The sequence below is a fragment of the Streptococcus mitis SK597 genome, from assembly GCF_000148545.1.
GTDB classification, from domain to species: Bacteria; Bacillota; Bacilli; order Lactobacillales; family Streptococcaceae; genus Streptococcus; species Streptococcus mitis_C.
This window is the reverse complement of the sequence record NZ_AEDV01000088.1, coordinates 1-18849: the sequence shown is the minus strand read 5'-3', so window position 1 is coordinate 18849 and position 18849 is coordinate 1. Positions and strand designations below refer to the sequence as shown.

15 protein-coding genes and 1 pseudogene are annotated in these 18849 nt (G+C 39.9%); all 16 read left to right on the top strand.

The genetic code is table 11. From position 1 onward, the window contains the following. Positions 1-507 precede the first annotated feature (507 nt). Positions 508-714 carry a hypothetical protein gene (locus tag SMSK597_RS11330; RefSeq protein ID WP_004238491.1) on the top strand — a complete coding sequence of 69 codons (207 nt, stop codon included), beginning with the start codon at positions 508-510 and terminating at the stop codon, positions 712-714. Next, positions 711-905: pseudogene (locus tag SMSK597_RS11325) on the top strand (hypothetical protein). The gene SMSK597_RS11330 and the pseudogene SMSK597_RS11325 overlap by 4 nt, the downstream one beginning before the upstream one ends. Then, complete coding sequence (locus SMSK597_RS11320) at positions 892-1776, top strand: ABC transporter ATP-binding protein (RefSeq protein ID WP_000216035.1); 885 nt, start codon at positions 892-894, stop codon at positions 1774-1776. The pseudogene SMSK597_RS11325 and the gene SMSK597_RS11320 overlap by 14 nt, the downstream one beginning before the upstream one ends. A 1-nt stretch (position 1777) precedes the next feature. After that, positions 1778-2515, top strand: a complete 738-nt coding sequence (locus SMSK597_RS11315) for an ABC transporter permease (RefSeq protein WP_000832845.1) — start codon at positions 1778-1780, stop codon at positions 2513-2515. Further along, the gene (locus SMSK597_RS11310; RefSeq protein ID WP_000893512.1) at positions 2515-3612 is read left to right on the top strand and encodes a sensor histidine kinase; all 1098 of its coding nucleotides are present in this window, start codon (positions 2515-2517) and stop codon (positions 3610-3612) included. The genes SMSK597_RS11315 and SMSK597_RS11310 overlap by 1 nt, the downstream gene beginning before the upstream one ends. Position 3613: 1 nt before the next feature. Beyond that, the gene (locus SMSK597_RS11305) at positions 3614-4213 is read left to right on the top strand and encodes a response regulator transcription factor (protein WP_000866700.1); all 600 of its coding nucleotides are present in this window, start codon (positions 3614-3616) and stop codon (positions 4211-4213) included. Between the two features lie 313 nt (positions 4214-4526). Beyond that, positions 4527-4940 carry a 30S ribosomal protein S12 gene (gene rpsL, locus SMSK597_RS11300; RefSeq protein ID WP_001142332.1) on the top strand — a complete coding sequence of 138 codons (414 nt, stop codon included), beginning with the start codon at positions 4527-4529 and terminating at the stop codon, positions 4938-4940. Between the two features lie 19 nt (positions 4941-4959). Further along, positions 4960-5430: a 30S ribosomal protein S7 gene (rpsG, locus tag SMSK597_RS11295; protein WP_000087876.1), complete on the top strand. Its 471-nt coding sequence runs from the start codon at positions 4960-4962 to the stop codon at positions 5428-5430. A 248-nt stretch (positions 5431-5678) separates the two neighbouring features. Continuing rightward, on the top strand, positions 5679-7760 hold the full coding sequence (gene fusA, locus SMSK597_RS11290; RefSeq protein ID WP_000090348.1) for an elongation factor G: 2082 nt from the start codon (positions 5679-5681) through the stop codon (positions 7758-7760). Positions 7761-7863: 103 nt separating this feature from the next. Continuing rightward, positions 7864-12255 (top strand): PolC-type DNA polymerase III, encoded by a 4392-nt coding sequence (locus tag SMSK597_RS11285; RefSeq protein ID WP_000071435.1) that lies wholly within the window; start codon positions 7864-7866, stop codon positions 12253-12255. A gap of 87 nt (positions 12256-12342) precedes the next feature. Next, a complete protein-coding gene (locus SMSK597_RS11280) occupies positions 12343-12864 on the top strand; it encodes a DnaA ATPase domain-containing protein (protein ID WP_000228290.1) in 522 nt (173 codons plus the stop codon). Between the two features lie 109 nt (positions 12865-12973). Then, positions 12974-13924 (top strand): helix-turn-helix transcriptional regulator, encoded by a 951-nt coding sequence (locus SMSK597_RS11275; RefSeq protein ID WP_000999612.1) that lies wholly within the window; start codon positions 12974-12976, stop codon positions 13922-13924. Positions 13925-13931: 7 nt separating this feature from the next. Beyond that, positions 13932-15245, top strand: coding sequence for a DUF262 domain-containing protein (locus tag SMSK597_RS11270; protein ID WP_000155163.1), 1314 nt, complete (start codon positions 13932-13934; stop codon positions 15243-15245). After that, positions 15239-17128: a DUF262 domain-containing protein gene (locus tag SMSK597_RS11265; RefSeq protein ID WP_000230426.1), complete on the top strand. Its 1890-nt coding sequence runs from the start codon at positions 15239-15241 to the stop codon at positions 17126-17128. Before SMSK597_RS11270 ends, SMSK597_RS11265 begins: the two co-directional genes overlap by 7 nt. A gap of 228 nt (positions 17129-17356) precedes the next feature. Further along, positions 17357-18598, top strand: coding sequence for an aminopeptidase (locus SMSK597_RS11260; RefSeq protein ID WP_000243959.1), 1242 nt, complete (start codon positions 17357-17359; stop codon positions 18596-18598). 9 nt (positions 18599-18607) lie between these two features. Continuing rightward, the gene (locus SMSK597_RS11255; protein ID WP_000580443.1) at positions 18608-18838 is read left to right on the top strand and encodes a GlsB/YeaQ/YmgE family stress response membrane protein; all 231 of its coding nucleotides are present in this window, start codon (positions 18608-18610) and stop codon (positions 18836-18838) included. The last annotated feature ends 11 nt before the right edge of the window (positions 18839-18849 follow it).

Genomic DNA, 18849 nt, shown 5'->3' with positions numbered 1-18849 from the left:
CATTACAGAGATATGTGAATGTGTATTTTTAAAACTAGGTATTATATACATTAAGAGAGGATCAGCTTGGTTCTCTCTTTTTTGATTTTCAGTAAGAGAGGATCAGTTTGCTTCTCTCTTTTTTGATTTTCAGTAATTCATTTTGGCAGCGTATACTTTTTGTTTCCAGTCTTTTCAATAAATAACGTAGTTTAGGTATCCACATTGAAATTTAACAGATTTTATAACTCTTATAAATTTTAGGGTTTTGTTCAACATATAATATATGTGTTTGTCTGATGAAAATTTCTACTCTTTTTGATTTTAAATAAGTATTAGTTTTCAATATAGTGTGAATTGGGTTTGATATTTATTTTGAGGAAGCTGCCTTAGATTTTTCTACTTGTGTTTTATTGTATAGTGTATCTTGCTTATTTTGAACAGAATCTTTTATGACATTTGTCATATTTCTTAGTGACAGAAGCTTCTATCTCAGCTAACTTCAAAAGACTATAATTGAAGTATGAAATGGAGGAAGAAGAGATGAGAAATAAAATGATTATAGCAGTGAGTTTAGTAGCAGCAGGAGTTATGACCTATCTCATGTTCTCAGGATTGGACGAGGGCTTCTACCATTTTCCTTGGGAGGTCTTTGCTGGCTTTGGAATGATGTCTTGGCTTATCAGAGAAGGTTTGAAATTGGTCAGAGATGTGAAAAAGGAGTTTGAGAAATGAAAAAAGCGTTTCTCTATCTTTTTATTGGACTATCACTAGTGGTATGGTTGGTAGAAATGTTTACAGGTTGATTTGCTCAAACCTTCCTTCACCAGTTCATCCGTGGTGCATGGGGGTTAGGATTTATGATTTTTATCGCCTTTCCGATGGGAAAGGAGTGGTTGAAAGGAGAATCTCATGACTGTGATTAAAGTTGAGAAATTGTGTAAGAAAATAAAAGACAAGGAGATCTTGCGGAACATCTCTTTTGAAATCAAGGATGGTGAATGTGTTGCCTTGATTGGTTCCAATGGTGCTGGGAAGACGACACTCTTAGATTGTTTGCTTGGAGATAAAATGGTCACCAGCGGTCAAGTGTCTATTCAAGGTTTACCAGTGACGAGTTCTAAGTTAGACTATACTAGGGCTTACCTCCCTCAAGAAAATGTGATTGTACAGAAATTAAAAGTTAAAGAGTTGATTGCTTTCTTTCAAAGTATTTATCCAAATCCTTTGAGTGAGCAGGAAATTGATCAACTATTGCAGTTTGACAAGCAACAAAAAGAACAGTTGGCAGAAAAATTATCAGGTGGTCAAAAGCGTCTTTTCTCTTTTGTCTTAACTCTAATTGGGCGACCAAAGTTAGTCTTTTTAGATGAACCTACTTCGGCCATGGATACCTCAACTCGTCAACGTTTTTGGGAGATTATTCAGGAGTTAAAAGCGCAAGGAGTCACCATTCTTTATTCGTCCCATTATATTGAGGAAGTGGAACACACCGCAGACCGGATTTTGGTTTTAAATAAGGGAGAGTTGATTCGTGATACGACGCCTCTAGCTATGCGTAGTGAGGAGATTGAAAAGCATTTTATCCTTCCTCTAGCTTACAAGGAAGTCGTTGAGAAGTCAGTCTTGGTTGAAAGGTGGGTACAAAAACAAGATGCTCTGCAAGTAGTCACACGAGAGGCAAATGCTTTCTGGGAACTGTTAGTTCAAGCAGGATGTAGCATACAAGAAATTGAAGTTAATAATCGTAGTTTGTTGGATACAATCTTTGAAGAAACGCAGAAGGGAGATAACTAATATGAAACGATGGATAGCACTTAGTAAGATAGAATTTCTATTGACCAAACGACAATTAGTCTATTATCTATTATCTGTAGGGATGCCGACAGCCTTCTATTTATTCTTTTCAGGCATGTACCAGGACACACCTGGTGGACCAGCTAATTTTATGCGTGATTACCTCATCTCCATGACAGCCTTTTCCATGATGTCGACAGCTATGTTTTCATTCCCAGCTGTTTTACATACAGATAAAATCAACAACTGGCAGAAAACATTGCGCCATACTCCGGTAAATATGGTAGAATATTATCTATCAAAGATAACAAGTATGATGGTTGATTATCTGGTCTCAATCATGGTTGTTTTCTCAGTTGGGCACTTGGTCAGAGGTGTGGATATGCCTTTAGGAAGCTGGATTGGTGCTGCGCTCTTGCTGATAGTAGGAAGTGTTGCCTTTGTAGCTCTCGGCTTGACATTGACTCTCTTGCCGTCTAGTCAGTTGATGTCAGTCGTGGGCAATCTTCTCTATCTAGGCTTGGCTGTGTTAGGCGGACTCTGGATGCCCATCTCTTTATTTCCAGACTGGATGCAAGCAATCGGGAAGTGTCTGCCAACCTACCAGTTGATGGAGTTGCTCAAGACCTTCTTAAACGAGGGTGGCATCAATCTATCAGCCACAATTTATCTACTTGTTTTTTCAGCAGTTTTATTTGGTTTGACCATTTACCTTCAAGGTCATAAGGAGAATGCTTAATGCTTGAAAGACTGAAAAGCATAGACTATATGTATTGGGCCAGTTTGATTTTTATGGTTTTTCCCATCGTTCCTGTAATGACTGGGGAAATTCCTAGCTGGCATTTATTGATTGATATTCTATTTGTAGTGGCTTACTTAGGCGTTTTAACCACCAAGAGCCAGCGCTTATCCTGGCTCTGTTGGATTATCATGCTAGCCTATGTAGCTGGCTATACAGCCTTTGTTGGTGTAAATTATATCTGGTTCTTCTTTTTCCTTGCTAATCTCTTAATTTATCATTTCGGCGTACGTAGTTTTAATTCTTTACATGTCCGGACTTTTCTCCTTGCTCAAGTCCTTGTTGTGGGGCAACTTTTGATTTTTCAGGAAATCGAAGTTGAGTTTCTAGTCTATCTGTTTGGAATTCTTACGTTTGTCAATTTAATGACTTTTGGCTTGGTTCGGATTCGTATTGTGGAAGATTTGAAAGAAGCTCAGACTAAGCAAAATGCCCAGATAAATCTATTGCTAGCAGAAAATGAGCGCAATCGTATCGGTCAGGATTTGCATGATAGTCTGGGACATACCTTTGCCATGCTTAGTGTCAAGACAGATTTAGCATTACAGTTATTACAGATGCAGGCTTATCCACAAGTGGAAAAGGAATTAAGAGAAATACAGCAAATTAGCAAAGAATCAATGCGTGAGGTTCGAACCATTGTGGAAAATCTTAAGTTTAGAACTTTGACATCCGAACTAGAGACTGTGAAAAAGATGTTAGAAATTGCTGGAATTAAGGTGGAAACGGATAACCAACTAGATACTGCTAGCCTTACTCAGGAATTGGAGTCAACGGCTTCCATGATTTTGCTTGAGTTAGTGACCAATATCATCAAACATGCCAAAGCGTCTAAAGCTTACTTAAAATTAGAACGGACAGAGAAGGAACTTATTCTAACAGTAAGTGATGATGGCTGTGGTTTCGCTTCTATAAAGGGGGATGAGCTCCATACAGTCCGAGATCGTGTCCTTCCATTTTCAGGAGAAGTAAGAGTAATCAGTCAGAAACAGCCAACGGAAGTGCAAGTTCGACTACCTTATAAGGAGAGAAACTAAGATGAAAGTATTAGTCGCAGAAGATCAAAGTATGTTACGAGATGCCATGTGTCAGTTGCTTGCCTTTCAAGCAGATGTAGAGTCTGTCTTACAAGCCAAGAATGGGCAAGAAGCAATCCAACTCTTAGAAAAAGAGTCTGTAGATATCGCCATCCTTGATGTAGAGATGCCTGTTAAGACAGGTCTCGAAGTGCTGGAATGGGTACGAGCAGAAAAGCTAGAAACAAAGGTGGTTGTGGTAACGACCTTCAAGCGCCCTGGTTATTTTGAACGTGCAGTCAAGGCTGGAGTAGATGCTTATGTCTTGAAAGAAAGAAGCGTTGCAGACCTCATGAAAACCTTGTATACTGTCCTAGAAGGACGTAAGGAATATTCGCCTGAATTGATGGAAGTGGTGATGACGCATCCTAACCCGTTAACAGAGCAAGAAATCGCCGTTTTAAAGGGAATTGCTCAAGGCTTGTCTAACCAAGAAATTGCAGATCAACTTTATTTATCAAACGGAACCGTCCGAAATTATGTCACCAATATTCTTTCGAAACTAGATGCTAGTAATCGAACAGATGCAGCTAATATCGCGAAAGAATCTGGTTGGTTGTGATACTATCTTAACTCGAAAACCATTATGTGTTAAAATTGATGGGATTGAATGGAACAATACTAACTTTAGGAGGGTGAGATTCCTCCTTTTCTTTTTTGGGGGAGCACCACAAAAGAGCTAAAATTAACAATAAAAAAGAAAAATATCTTGACAACCAATGGAAAATTTTGTTACAATAATAGACGGTACTTTTTACTTTTGGTCTCTCAAGAGTGTACAGGGACGTGCTGACAAATGTTGCAAAAGTACACACAGATGATAGCTGTCACCAAGTGTATCATCACCAAAAATAAAAAAACACAGGAGAATGTAGATGCCTACAATTAACCAATTGGTTCGCAAACCGCGTAAATCAAAAGTAGAAAAATCTAAATCACCAGCTTTGAACGTTGGTTACAACAGTCATAAAAAAGTTCAAACAAACGTTTCTTCACCACAAAAACGTGGTGTTGCAACTCGTGTTGGAACAATGACACCTAAAAAACCTAACTCAGCCCTTCGTAAATTCGCTCGTGTACGTTTGAGCAACCTTATCGAAGTTACTGCCTACATCCCAGGTATCGGACACAACTTGCAAGAGCACAGCGTGGTTCTTCTTCGTGGTGGACGTGTAAAAGACCTTCCAGGGGTACGTTACCATATCGTCCGTGGTGCACTTGATACTGCAGGTGTTAACGATCGTAAACAAGGCCGTTCTAAATACGGTACTAAACGTCCAAAAGCATAAGGAAAGGGGATAAAGAGAAATGAGTCGTAAAAATAGAGCTCCAAAACGTGACGTATTGCCAGATCCGCTTTACAATTCACAACTAGTTACTCGTCTTATCAACCGCGTTATGCTTGATGGTAAACGTGGTACAGCTGCTTCAATCGTTTACGGTGCCTTTGAGCAAATCAAAGAAGTTACTGGAAACGATGCACTTGAAGTATTTGAAACAGCTATGGAAAACATCATGCCTGTACTTGAAGTACGTGCACGTCGTGTTGGTGGTTCTAACTACCAAGTCCCAGTTGAAGTTCGTCCAGAACGTCGTACAACACTTGGACTTCGTTGGTTGGTAACAATCGCTCGTCTTCGTGGTGAACACACAATGCAAGACCGTCTTGCGAAAGAAATCTTGGATGCTGCTAACAACACTGGTGCAGCTGTTAAGAAACGTGAAGACACTCACCGTATGGCTGAAGCTAACCGTGCATTCGCACACTTCCGTTGGTAAGATTAAGATACTAAGGGCGTTAAAAAAGCGACTGAAAATTAGGAAGCTTGACGAAGAATCGAAGATTCTAGGAGAGCTTATCTATTTTCCAAGCTTTTAGCCCGAGTTCGATTCAATTTGTAAATCTACAAGTTAAAACCAACAATAGCATGGAAACATTGAGAACGGGTAGGTCCTGCCTATCCGTTTTTATTAAAATCGTGTTATAATAGAATAGAAATCAAAAATAAATAGGAGAAACAAACCTCATGGCACGCGAATTTTCACTTGAAAAAACTCGTAATATCGGTATCATGGCTCACGTCGATGCTGGTAAAACAACAACTACTGAGCGTATTCTTTACTACACTGGTAAAATCCACAAAATCGGTGAAACTCACGAAGGTGCGTCACAAATGGACTGGATGGAGCAAGAGCAAGAGCGTGGTATCACTATCACATCTGCTGCGACAACAGCTCAATGGAACAACCACCGCGTAAATATCATCGACACACCAGGACACGTGGACTTCACAATCGAAGTACAACGTTCTCTTCGTGTATTGGATGGTGCGGTTACCGTTCTTGACTCACAATCAGGTGTTGAGCCTCAGACTGAAACAGTTTGGCGTCAAGCAACTGAGTATGGAGTTCCACGTATCGTATTTGCCAACAAAATGGACAAAATCGGTGCTGACTTCCTTTACTCTGTAAGCACACTTCATGATCGTCTTCAAGCAAATGCACACCCAATCCAATTGCCAATCGGTTCTGAAGATGACTTCCGTGGTATCATCGACTTGATCAAGATGAAAGCTGAAATCTATACTAACGACCTTGGTACAGATATCCTTGAAGAAGACATCCCAGCTGAATACCTTGACCAAGCTCAAGAATACCGTGAAAAATTGATCGAAGCAGTTGCTGAAACTGACGAAGAATTGATGATGAAATACCTCGAAGGTGAAGAAATCACTAACGAAGAATTGAAAGCTGGTATCCGTAAAGCGACTATCAACGTTGAATTCTTCCCAGTATTGTGTGGTTCTGCCTTCAAAAACAAAGGTGTTCAATTGATGCTTGATGCGGTTATTGACTACCTTCCAAGCCCACTTGACATCCCAGCAATCAAAGGTATTAACCCAGATACAGACGAAGAAGAAACTCGTCCAGCATCTGACGAAGAGCCATTTGCAGCTCTTGCCTTCAAGATCATGACTGACCCATTCGTAGGTCGTTTGACATTCTTCCGTGTTTACTCAGGTGTTCTTCAATCAGGTTCATACGTATTGAACACTTCTAAAGGTAAACGTGAACGTATCGGACGTATCCTTCAAATGCACGCTAACAGCCGTCAAGAAATCGACACTGTTTACTCAGGTGATATTGCTGCTGCCGTTGGTTTGAAAGATACTACAACTGGTGACTCATTGACAGATGAAAAAGCTAAAATCATTCTTGAGTCAATCAACGTTCCAGAACCAGTTATCCAATTGATGGTTGAGCCAAAATCTAAAGCTGATCAAGATAAGATGGGTATCGCCCTTCAAAAATTGGCTGAAGAAGATCCAACATTCCGCGTTGAAACAAACGTTGAAACTGGTGAAACAGTTATCTCTGGTATGGGTGAGCTTCACCTTGACGTCCTTGTTGACCGTATGCGTCGTGAGTTCAAAGTTGAAGCGAACGTAGGTGCTCCACAAGTATCTTACCGTGAAACATTCCGTGCTTCTACTCAAGCACGTGGATTCTTCAAACGTCAGTCTGGTGGTAAAGGTCAATTCGGTGATGTATGGATTGAATTTACTCCAAACGAAGAAGGTAAAGGATTCGAATTCGAAAACGCAATCGTCGGTGGTGTGGTTCCTCGTGAATTTATCCCAGCGGTTGAAAAAGGTTTGGTAGAATCTATGGCTAACGGTGTTCTTGCAGGTTACCCAATGGTTGACGTTAAAGCTAAGCTTTACGATGGTTCATACCACGATGTCGACTCATCTGAAACTGCCTTCAAGATCGCGGCTTCACTTGCACTTAAAGAAGCTGCTAAATCAGCACAACCAGCTATCCTTGAGCCAATGATGCTTGTAACAATCACTGTTCCAGAAGAAAACCTTGGTGATGTTATGGGTCACGTAACTGCTCGTCGTGGACGTGTAGATGGTATGGAAGCACACGGTAACAGCCAAATCGTTCGTGCTTATGTTCCACTTGCTGAAATGTTCGGTTACGCAACAGTTCTTCGTTCTGCATCTCAAGGACGTGGTACATTCATGATGGTATTTGACCACTACGAAGATGTACCTAAGTCAGTACAAGAAGAAATCATTAAGAAAAACAAAGGTGAAGACTAATCAGTTCTCACTCTAGAAGGAAGTCACTTAGTGGCTTCCTTTTGTCTTTAGAAAATACCTCTAAATATGGTAAAATAGTAGGAGAATAATGTGAGGAAAATGAATGTCAAATAGTTTTGAAATTTTGATGAATCAACTGGGGATGCCTGCTGAAATGAGACAGGCTCCTGCTTTATCGCAGGCTGATATTGAGCGAGTTGTAGTTCATAAAATTAGTAAGGTATGGGAGTTTCATTTTGTATTTTCTAATATTTTACCAATTGAAATCTTTTTAGAATTAAAGAAGGGTTTAAGCGAAGAATTTTCTAAGACAGGCAATAAAGCTGTTTTTGAAATCAAGGCTCTGTCTCAAGATTTTTCAAACCAACTCTTGCAGGACTACTATAAAGAGGCTTTTTCTGAGGGGCCATGTGCTAGTCAAGGTTTTAAGTCCCTTTATCAAAATCTGCAAGTTCGTGCTGAGGGAAATCAACTCTTTATTGAGGGTTCTGAGGCGATTGATAAGGAACACTTTAAGAAGAATCATCTTCCTAATTTAGCCAAACAACTTGAAAAATTTGGCTTTCCAACTTTTAACTGTCAGGTCGAGAAGAATGATATCCTAACCCAGGAGCAGGAAGAGGCCTTTCATGCTGAAAATGAGCAGATTGTTCAAGCTGCCAATGAGGAAGCGCTTCGTGTTATGGAGCAACTGGAACAGATGGCACCTCCTCCAGCAGAAGAGAAACCAGCCTTTGATTTTCAGGCTAAAAAAGCTGCAGCTAAACCCAAGCTGGACAAGGCGGAGATTACTCCTATGATCGAAGTGACGACGGAGGAAAATCGTCTGGTCTTTGAAGGGGTTGTTTTTGATGTGGAGCAAAAAGTGACCAGAACAGGGCGTGTTTTGATCAACTTTAAAATGACGGACTACACTTCAAGTTTTTCGATGCAAAAGTGGGTCAAGAATGAGGAAGAGGCCCAGAAGTTTGATCTAATTAAGAAAAATTCTTGGCTCCGAGTTCGTGGGAATGTGGAGATGAATAACTTCACACGAGATTTGACTATGAACGTGCAGGATGTGCAGGAAGTTGTTCACTATGAGCGGAAGGATTTGATGCCAGAAGGTGAGCGTCGGGTTGAGTTTCATGCTCATACTAATATGTCGACTATGGATGCTCTACCAGAGGTTGAAGAAATCGTTGCGACAGCTGCTAAATGGGGACACAAAGCAGTTGCTATCACCGACCACGGGAATGTTCAATCCTTCCCACACGGCTATAAGGCGGCTAAGAAAGCGGGAATCCAGCTGATCTATGGGATGGAAGCCAATATCGTGGAGGACCGTGTCCCTATCGTCTATAACGAAGTGGAGATGGACTTGTCAGAAGCGACCTATGTGGTCTTTGACGTGGAAACAACGGGGCTTTCAGCTATCTATAATGACTTGATTCAGGTTGCGGCCTCTAAGATGTACAAGGGGAATGTCATTGCTGAATTTGATGAATTTATCAATCCTGGGCATCCCTTGTCAGCTTTTACTACTGAGTTGACTGGAATTACAGATGACCATGTCAAAAATGCCAAACCACTAGAACAAGTTTTGCAAGAATTCCAAGAATTTTGTAAAGATACGGTACTAGTTGCCCACAATGCGACCTTTGACGTTGGCTTTATGAATGCCAATTATGAGCGTCATGGTCTGCCAAAGATTAGTCAGCCAGTTATTGATACGCTGGAGTTTGCTAGAAACCTCTATCCTGAGTACAAACGTCATGGTTTGGGGCCTTTGACCAAGCGTTTTGGTGTGGCCTTAGAACATCACCACATGGCCAACTACGATGCGGAAGCTACAGGTCGCCTGCTTTTCATCTTTATAAAAGAAGTAGCAGAAAAACATGGTGTGATCGATCTAGCTAGACTAAACATTGATTTGATTAGTCCAGATTCTTATAAAAAAGCTCGGATTAAGCATGCGACCATCTATGTCAAGAATCAGGTAGGTCTAAAAAATATCTTTAAGCTGGTTTCTTTGTCTAACACTAAGTACTTTGAAGGGGTGCCACGAATTCCGAGAACGGTTTTAGATGCCCATCGAGAGGGCTTGATTTTAGGATCAGCCTGTGCAGAAGGTGAAGTTTTTGATGCGGTCGTTTCCCAAGGTGTGGATGCGGCGGTTGAGGTGGCCAAGTATTATGACTTTATTGAGGTCATGCCACCAGCTATCTATGCTCCCTTGATTGCCAAGGAGCAGATCAAGGATACGGAAGAACTACAGACCATTATCAAAAGTTTGATAGAAGTGGGAGACCGTCTTGGCAAGCCTGTTCTTGCTACGGGGAATGTCCACTATATCGAACCAGAAGAAGAAATTTACCGTGAAATTATCGTCCGTAGTTTGGGACAGGGTGCGATGATTAACCGAACTATCGGTCATGGTGAACATGCCCAACCAGCTCCTCTTCCCAAGGCTCATTTTCGAACGACCAATGAGATGTTGGATGAATTTGCCTTCTTGGGAGAGGAACTGGCTCGGAAATTGGTTATTGAAAATCCCAATGCCTTGGCAGATATCTTTGAACCTGTTGAGGTTGTTAAGGGTGACTTGTACACACCTTTCATCGACAAGGCTGAAGAAACGGTCGCTGAATTGACCTACAAGAAAGCTTTTGAGATTTATGGAAATCCGCTACCAGATATCGTTGATTTGCGAATTGAAAAGGAATTAACATCCATTCTGGGGAATGGATTTGCTGTGATTTATCTGGCTTCCCAGATGCTGGTACAACGTTCCAATGAACGGGGTTACTTGGTAGGTTCTCGAGGATCTGTCGGATCTAGTTTCGTTGCGACTATGATTGGGATTACGGAGGTTAATCCTCTATCTCCTCACTATGTCTGTGGTCAGTGTCAGTATAGTGAGTTTATCACCGATGGTTCTTATGGTTCAGGATTTGATATGCCCAATAAGGACTGTCCAAACTGTGGTCACAAACTCAGCAAAAATGGGCAGGATATTCCGTTTGAGACCTTCCTTGGTTTTGATGGGGATAAGGTTCCCGATATTGACTTGAACTTCTCGGGAGAAGACCAGGCTAGCGCCCACTTGGATGTGCGTGATATCTTTGGTGAGGAATATGCCTTCCGTGCAGGAACGGTTGGTACGGTGGCTGCCAAGACCGCTTATGGATTTGTCAAGGGCTATGAGCGAGATTATGGCAAGTTTTATCGTGATGCAGAGGTGGAACGTCTAGCCCAGGGAGCTGCTGGTGTCAAACGAACGACAGGACAACACCCAGGGGGAATCGTTGTTATTCCTAACTACATGGATGTTTACGACTTTACGCCTGTCCAGTATCCAGCAGATGACGTGACGGCTGAATGGCAGACCACTCACTTTAACTTCCATGATATCGACGAGAACGTCCTCAAACTCGATGTACTGGGACATGATGATCCGACTATGATTCGAAAACTTCAGGACTTGTCTGGTATTGATCCTAATGAAATCCCTATGGATGACGAAGGCGTGATGGCCCTCTTTTCTGGGACTGATGTGCTAGGTGTGACTCCTGAACAAATCGGAACGCCGACAGGTATGCTGGGGATTCCAGAATTTGGAACCAACTTTGTACGTGGGATGGTAGATGAGACGCATCCGACGACTTTTGCGGAGTTGCTTCAGTTGTCAGGGTTGTCCCACGGTACCGATGTGTGGTTGGGAAATGCCCAAGATTTAATCAAGCAAGGAATAGCGGACCTGTCGACCGTTATCGGTTGTCGGGACGACATCATGGTTTACCTCATGCATGCCGGTCTCGAACCTAAGATGGCCTTTACCATCATGGAACGGGTACGTAAGGGCTTGTGGCTCAAGATTTCCGAAGAGGAGCGAAATGGTTACATTGAAGCTATGAAGGCCAATAAGGTGCCAGAGTGGTATATCGAGTCCTGTGGGAAAATTAAGTATATGTTCCCCAAAGCCCATGCGGCAGCCTATGTTATGATGGCCTTGCGTGTAGCTTACTTCAAGGTTCACCATCCCATTTATTATTACTGTGCTTATTTCTCAATCCGTGCTAAGGCTTTTGATATCAAGACTATGGGTGCAGGCTTGGATGCTATTAAGCGCAGAATGGAAGAAATCGCTGAAAAACGGAAGAATAATGAAGCCTCTAATGTAGAAATTGATCTTTATACAACTCTTGAGATTGTCAATGAAATGTGGGAGCGTGGTTTCAAGTTTGGGAAACTCGATCTCTATCGTAGTCAGGCGACAGAGTTCCTTATCGATGGGGATACCCTCATTCCGCCATTTGTAGCAATGGATGGTCTGGGAGAGAACGTTGCCAAGCAGTTGGTGCGAGCGCGTGAAGAGGGAGAATTCCTCTCTAAAACAGAACTACGCAAACGTGGCGGACTCTCATCAACCTTGGTTGAAAAGATGGATGAGATGGGGATTCTCGGCAATATGCCAGAGGATAACCAGTTGAGTTTGTTTGATGAGTTGTTTTAAAAAATTGCTTATTTTGAACAAGTGGACAAAATATGTCCACTTGATTTGTTATAATTCTCTTAAAAATAATAGAAAAGAGAGTATAATATGGTGGATCAAGGAATTTTAAATTCTAACGTGTCAATTGAAGAGCAAATTTACAATTTTGAAAAAGGCTTGAAAGATGATGGGAGTGATTGGACTGGATTCCCACAAATAGACTTAAAAGAAGATTCTCAATGTATTTACATTTGCGGTATTTCAGAGACTGACAGATGGCATCTGTTTTATACGTTAACTAAAATAAAACCTGCTACTCCAATAGCATCACTTGGATATTATCGAGTGAGAGATAATTTGATTTTTTCTAAACATAGTCAATGGATAAAACTGCAAATGGAGCATACAGAGTATGACTTGATTTTTCTGGAGGGAGTTCAACTTTTGGGAGAGGCTGATCAAAGGGTACAGGAATACTGGATGCAGCAATTCAAAGAGAATAAGAACAGAGGCAGACTCTTCATTGTATATTCAGACTGCTTACCCGAAGACTTAAAAAATATGGATGAATCCGTAGTTGAGTTCTTCGAATCTGGCATAGTGGTACAGTTGAAATCACCTAAGGGCTAGTTTATTTTGCTTTAATCGTTTTGAATATAAAGTGCTAGTTAGACTATAGAAGTGATAATAATGTACTAGAAATAATATTGTTTGAATAATATGTAGAAGGAAATTGCAAATGAATGATCAAGAGAGATTACTAACAATCTTTTTACGTTTACAGTTAGGTACTTCATTAGGAAAAAAGCAACTGGCTCAGGAATTTGAGGTTAGTGAAAAGACGATACAGAGGGATTTTTCGCTCCTTCGTGATATTTTATCTAGTCACACCAGTTATAGTGGAGATTTGCTTTATAACCGTAAGACGAATAAGTATTGTTTAGCAAGTAAGTCAGTTTTTAATAAAAAGGATATTCTCGTTATTTCAAAGATTTTATTGGAAAATCGAGCACTTAATAAACCAGAAATTGATAGCTTACTAAAAAATTTACTGGTCTTGGTTCCCCGTGCTGATCAGAAAGAAATTGAGCAGATCATTGGCAGTGAAAAGCTGAACTATGCTCCCTTAACGGATCAACAAAATAGAATAGAGAAAATTTGGAATTTATCAGAAGCTATTTTGCATGAACAGGTTCTAGACATTATCTATCAAAAACCTTATTCTGAATCTTCTAAGATGCAGACTGTTTTGCCAGTCTCTCTTTACTATGATAGTCATTATTTCTATCTGGTTGTTTACCAGTTGAAACATGCTACTTATATTACTTTAAGAGTAGACCGTATCCAGTCATGGTCTCTTAGTGGTATAGAGAAACCCTCTATTTCTTATCGCGATAAATTTAGAGATGGTGACATTCGTAACGAGAGAGTAGATGCTTTTATCGGGAAGAAAATCAGTATTGAAATCGAGTATTTGTACGATCCGACGATTGTGATGGATCAATTTCCAAATGCAAAAATAGTTGGGAAAAATGGCGATTGGACTCATTTTAAATTTGAAAGTCAGCATACACCGGGTCTTAAACGCTGGTTGCTGGGACAAGGGGAAGCAGTTACTGTTTTGTCTCCTCGGATTTTAGTAGAGGATATGAAGCGAACAGTTCAAGAAATGATAGATAAATATAAATGAGGATAAAATGACTATTCAATTTACTTCTAAAAAGGTTGGTGAACTATTGAAAGAAGGGGATTTGCGAATTCCTTCTTATCAAAGACCATATAAATGGAACAGAAAACATATTCGTAATCTTTTTTATGATTTACGAGATGCTATGGGGAAAAAGGAATATCAGATTGGTTCCGTTATCCTGCATAAGAATGATGGACACTTAGATATTGTCGATGGACAGCAACGGCTAATTTCAATTTCTTTGTTTCTTCATTCGTTAGATGATTTAGAGAATTATAAGGGTGCTAATCAACTGTTGAGTGCTGCTGAATTTGGAGAGCTATCTTGCTATCATGCGAGTGAAAATTATAATGAGTGGAAAAATTTAACTCAATTAGTTGGCGAAAATGAGGCAAAAGATATTTGCAACTTTTTATTGGAAAATTGTTCTGTCTCCGTGATTACTATGCCACAGGAACGATTATCAGAAGCCTTTCAGTTATTTGATTCTCAGAATAATCGCGGAAAATCTTTAGAACCTCATGATTTGCTCAAAGCCTATCATCTTCGCAAGCAAGCTTTCGAAGATGAAAGAATTGTGGAAAAGTGGGAGCAATTTGTAGAGGATAAAGAGTTAAGTCTCAAAGAGTTGTTTGATAAACATCTTTTTCGTATGAGACGTTGGTCGCGAGGAGAGACAGGATTAACAAACAAGCGTTATGGCTCTTATCTCCGTTTTACAGAGGATTTTATTGACGATTTTAAAGGCGTTGATTTGAATCAGAACTTTCCATACTTAGAATTGTATCGTCATATTGAAAAGCTCCCTATGTCCATTACTATGCCAATCATTGATGGAAGTAAATTTTTTGAGTATATTGAAGCTGCTCATGAAACTATTAGAGTTCATAAAAAATTTTTAAATAAAAAGTTAGGATTCTCTAATGAGTCAGAGAAGGAAGAACAAAATTTGGCTTACCCAGAAGGTATGTTAAACATTTACAATAGCTCAAAAGGACGCTACCTCAAGTGTCACAATATATTCCTAAATATTTGCTCGCTTTTCGCAGATAGATTTGGAAAAGAGGAGCTATCAAAGGAGATAGTAGAGACCTTGTTTATTTGGTCTTACTACCCTAGAGTTAAATCTAAAGCCATATATGATGCAACGGTAGGGAAATACGCTGCTGGTGGAAGGTTTAGACAAAAAGAGGTTCAAAAGCTATTTCAACTTTTATCTCATGCTGTCACTCCGAATGATTTCATGATCAAGATAGATAGAGAATTATTTGAAAATTATACTGTGGACAAGATTATAGAAGAGGAAAAAGATAAATGGTAGAAACACATATAAGCTTATCAGTTAATCGTTTGTTAAATGAAGATACCTATGCTATCCCTCTTTATCAGAGAAATTTTGCTTGGACTTATGATGAAATTGAGCAGTTATTGAACGACGTAGCAGATGCTTTTCAAGAAAATAGAGACAATCAAGAAAATAGAGACAATTATTATATTGGAACATTAGTTGTTAATTTAGTCGTTAATAAAGAGAAAAAACTTTTCAAAATCATAGATGGGCAACAACGAACAACAGCACTTAATTTGATTGCCTTAGCTTTGAAGCATGAGTTTGGTTTTGATAGATTGAAAGCTGTCAATCTTACCTTCCCAGCTCGGAAGAAATCAAATAAGAATATTCAAAAGCTATTTACCAAGCAAGAAATTTCAGAGGGCGATGAAAATGAGTTGACTAGAGGCTACGGGCATGCTAAAGACGCATTGAAAAAAGTGTTAGAAGAGCGCCAATTGGATCCTAAGTCTTTCGTTGATTATCTTTTTGAGAAGGTCATCATTTTTCGGAGCATACTTCCTGAAGATTTAGATTTGAATCTTTATTTCGAACGTTTCAATTCTCGAGGAGAACAACTAGAGGCTCATGAGATTCTTAAGGCACAAATGATGTCTAAATTTGGTGAAGATCAAGAAATGGCACAAAAATTTGCAAGGATTTGGGATGCCTGTGCAGAGTTTGATAAGCCGGTAATGAAAGCTTTTCAAATCCGAAGTAGACCAAACAATACTGATGAAGAAGGGGAGAAAATTTTTGGTAAAGAATTTACTAACTTCAAATTGGAAAGTGTATTTGAGAAAATAAGAGTAAAAAAAATTGAGCAACGAAGTTTACTAGATGCAATTACTCAGACAAAATATGAACGTAGTAGCTTAGTAAATAATGGAGCAGATATTTCAAACTATACGACTGTAATTGATTTTCCAACATTTTTGCTTCAAGTTTTTTTCATCATGGAAGGAAATGATGAAACTAAATTTGATGATAAAAAATTATTGAAAATTTTTGAAATTGAACAGCGAGATAGAGAATGGGTCCAACAATTTGGGCAACTACTTCTGACTATGAAGCATATATTTGATACGCTTATCGTAAAAAATGTCCAATTAGAAAATGAAACCGAATGGCAAATCAAACGAGGTAAGTATGAGACATATCAACGAAATGAAAATGGAGGATGGAAATATGTTCGAATTAATTATCAAAACAATACTTTTGACAATTTAAACAAAAACATTATCCTCCTTCAATCCATGTTTGCTGTGACCTTTACTGCCAATCGAGATAGTCGTTGGTTATATGAAATCTTGCAATTCTTGTTTAACCATATTGAAGAGTTAAATCAAACAGAATTTGCTAGTCTCTTTAAGGATTTTCTTGAAAAAATGGCAGTAAGATATGCAAAAGAAAGATTGTTTACCGAAGATAAAAGTATCAAAAAATATGGGGCAATTCCTGTTTATGCTTTTAACTTTGTAGATTATGTTTTATGGAAAAATCGTGCCGAATTAGAGAAAGAGTACAAAGATATTAATTTTGATCATTTCAAATTTGCATATCGTCGCTCCATAGAGCATTGGTATCCTCAGAATCCAAATGGACATGATGGAGAGAGCCAATTACCTGCTGAGTTTTTACATTCCTTTGGCAACCTTTGTATTATTACCGATAGTCAGAACTCCATGTTTGGCAACTCCTATCCAGAGGCTAAATTAGAACAATGGGAAAGAGAAGGGATATTCCATCGTCAGAGTTTAAAATTACAGATGATGGCAAAGATAACTTCTAAAAAAAATAGATGGGATATTTGTGAGATTCAATCTATGGAAAAAGAAGTGGAAAGGTATGTACAAAATTTTTGTAATAGCTAATTAAAACAAGCTTCAGTAAGCTTGTTTTTTAAAATACCAATATATGTGATATACTAGTAAGGAAAGGATTTTGTAAAAGACAAACCAGCTCAAAAAGTTTATGACTATCAGCTAGAACTTGCTGATCAGACAATTCTTCTATCAACAGCACTCTTGTCAGGTGCTATTGCTTTAGCAGGATTATTCTCTGCTTTGAAAGAAAAATAAAAATAGAAAAGAGAAAATTACATGGTTTTACCAAATTTTAAAGAAAATCTAGAAAAATATGCGAAATTATTGGTTGCGAACGGAATTAATGTGCAACCTGGTCACACTTTGGCTCTCTCTATCGATGTGGAGCAACGTGAGTTGGCTCACTTAATTGTCAAAGAAGCTTATGACTTGGGTGCGCATGAGGTTATCGTTCAGTGGACAGACGATGTCATCAACCGTGAAAAATTCCTCCATGCGCCGATGGAGCGTCTGGACAATGTGCCAGAATACAAGATTGCTGAGATGAACTATCTCTTGGAGAACAAGGCTAGCCGTCTCGGAGTTCGTTCATCTGATCCAGGTGCCTTGAACGGTGTGGATGCTGACAAGCTATCAGCTTCTGCTAAAGCTATGGGACTTGCCATGAAGCCAATGCGTATCGCAACTCAATCCAACAAGGTTAGCTGGACGGTAGCAGCCGCTGCTGGACTTGAGTGGGCTAAGAAAGTCTTTCCAAATGCTGCGAGCGACGAAGAAGCAGTCGATCTCCTTTGGGACCAAATTTTCAAAACTTGCCGTGTCTACGAAGCAGATCCTGTTAAGGCTTGGGAAGAGCATGCAGCTATCCTCAAGAGCAAAGCAGATATGCTCAATAAAGAACAATTTTCAGCCCTTCACTACACAGCGCCAGGAACAGATTTGACCCTTGGCTTGCCGAAGAACCACGTTTGGGAATCAGCTGGTGCTATCAATGCACAGGGAGAAGGATTCTTGCCAAATATGCCGACAGAGGAAGTTTTCACAGCGCCTGACTTCCGTCGCGCAGATGGTTATGTCACTTCTACAAAACCGCTTAGTTATAACGGAAACATTATTGAAGGTATTAAGGTGACCTTTAAGGATGGGCAAATCGTAGATATCACTGCAGAAAAAGGCAATCAAGTCATGAAAGACCTTGTCTTTGAAAATGCGGGTGCGCGTGCCTTGGGTGAATGTGCCTTGGTGCCAGATCCAAGCCCAATTTCTCAGTCAGGCATAACCTTCTTTAACACCCTTTTTGATGAGAATGCATCAAATCACTTGGCTATCGGTGCAGCCTATGCGACTAGCGTAGTTGGTGGAGCGGAGATGAGCGAAGAGGAGCTTGAAGCCGCGGGGCTTAACCGTTCAGATGTTCACGTAGACTTTATGATTGGTTCTAACCAAATGGATATCGATGGTATCCGTGAGGATGGGACACGTGTACCACTCTTCCGTAACGGAGATTGGGCAAATTAAGGAGACAAGATGATAGGAAGTATGTTTGTTGGTCTCCTAGTGGGATTTTTAGCAGGTGCTCTGACCAATCGTGGAGAGCGAATGGGATGTTTTGGAAAAATGTTTCTAGGATGGATTGGTGCCTTTATAGGCCACTTGCTTTTTGGGACTTGGGGACCGATAATAGCAGGAACTGCCATTATTCCGGCAGTACTAGGTTCCATGATTGTCTTAGCGATTTTCTGGAGACGAGGAAGTTAATTTCTTAAATC

Coding starts and splice junctions, on each gene's coding strand:
- rpsL (WP_001142332.1), top strand. CDS start 4,527: ATGCCTACAATTAACCAATTGGTTCGCAAACCGCGTAAATCAAAAGTA.
- fusA (WP_000090348.1), top strand. CDS start 5,679: ATGGCACGCGAATTTTCACTTGAAAAAACTCGTAATATCGGTATCATG.
- SMSK597_RS11330 (WP_004238491.1), top strand. CDS start 508: ATGGAGGAAGAAGAGATGAGAAATAAAATGATTATAGCAGTGAGTTTA.
- SMSK597_RS11285 (WP_000071435.1), top strand. CDS start 7,864: ATGTCAAATAGTTTTGAAATTTTGATGAATCAACTGGGGATGCCTGCT.
- SMSK597_RS11255 (WP_000580443.1), top strand. CDS start 18,608: ATGATAGGAAGTATGTTTGTTGGTCTCCTAGTGGGATTTTTAGCAGGT.
- SMSK597_RS11310 (WP_000893512.1), top strand. CDS start 2,515: ATGCTTGAAAGACTGAAAAGCATAGACTATATGTATTGGGCCAGTTTG.
- rpsG (WP_000087876.1), top strand. CDS start 4,960: ATGAGTCGTAAAAATAGAGCTCCAAAACGTGACGTATTGCCAGATCCG.
- SMSK597_RS11320 (WP_000216035.1), top strand. CDS start 892: ATGACTGTGATTAAAGTTGAGAAATTGTGTAAGAAAATAAAAGACAAG.
- SMSK597_RS11260 (WP_000243959.1), top strand. CDS start 17,357: ATGGTTTTACCAAATTTTAAAGAAAATCTAGAAAAATATGCGAAATTA.
- SMSK597_RS11315 (WP_000832845.1), top strand. CDS start 1,778: ATGAAACGATGGATAGCACTTAGTAAGATAGAATTTCTATTGACCAAA.
- SMSK597_RS11305 (WP_000866700.1), top strand. CDS start 3,614: ATGAAAGTATTAGTCGCAGAAGATCAAAGTATGTTACGAGATGCCATG.
- SMSK597_RS11265 (WP_000230426.1), top strand. CDS start 15,239: ATGGTAGAAACACATATAAGCTTATCAGTTAATCGTTTGTTAAATGAA.
- SMSK597_RS11270 (WP_000155163.1), top strand. CDS start 13,932: ATGACTATTCAATTTACTTCTAAAAAGGTTGGTGAACTATTGAAAGAA.
- SMSK597_RS11280 (WP_000228290.1), top strand. CDS start 12,343: ATGGTGGATCAAGGAATTTTAAATTCTAACGTGTCAATTGAAGAGCAA.
- SMSK597_RS11275 (WP_000999612.1), top strand. CDS start 12,974: ATGAATGATCAAGAGAGATTACTAACAATCTTTTTACGTTTACAGTTA.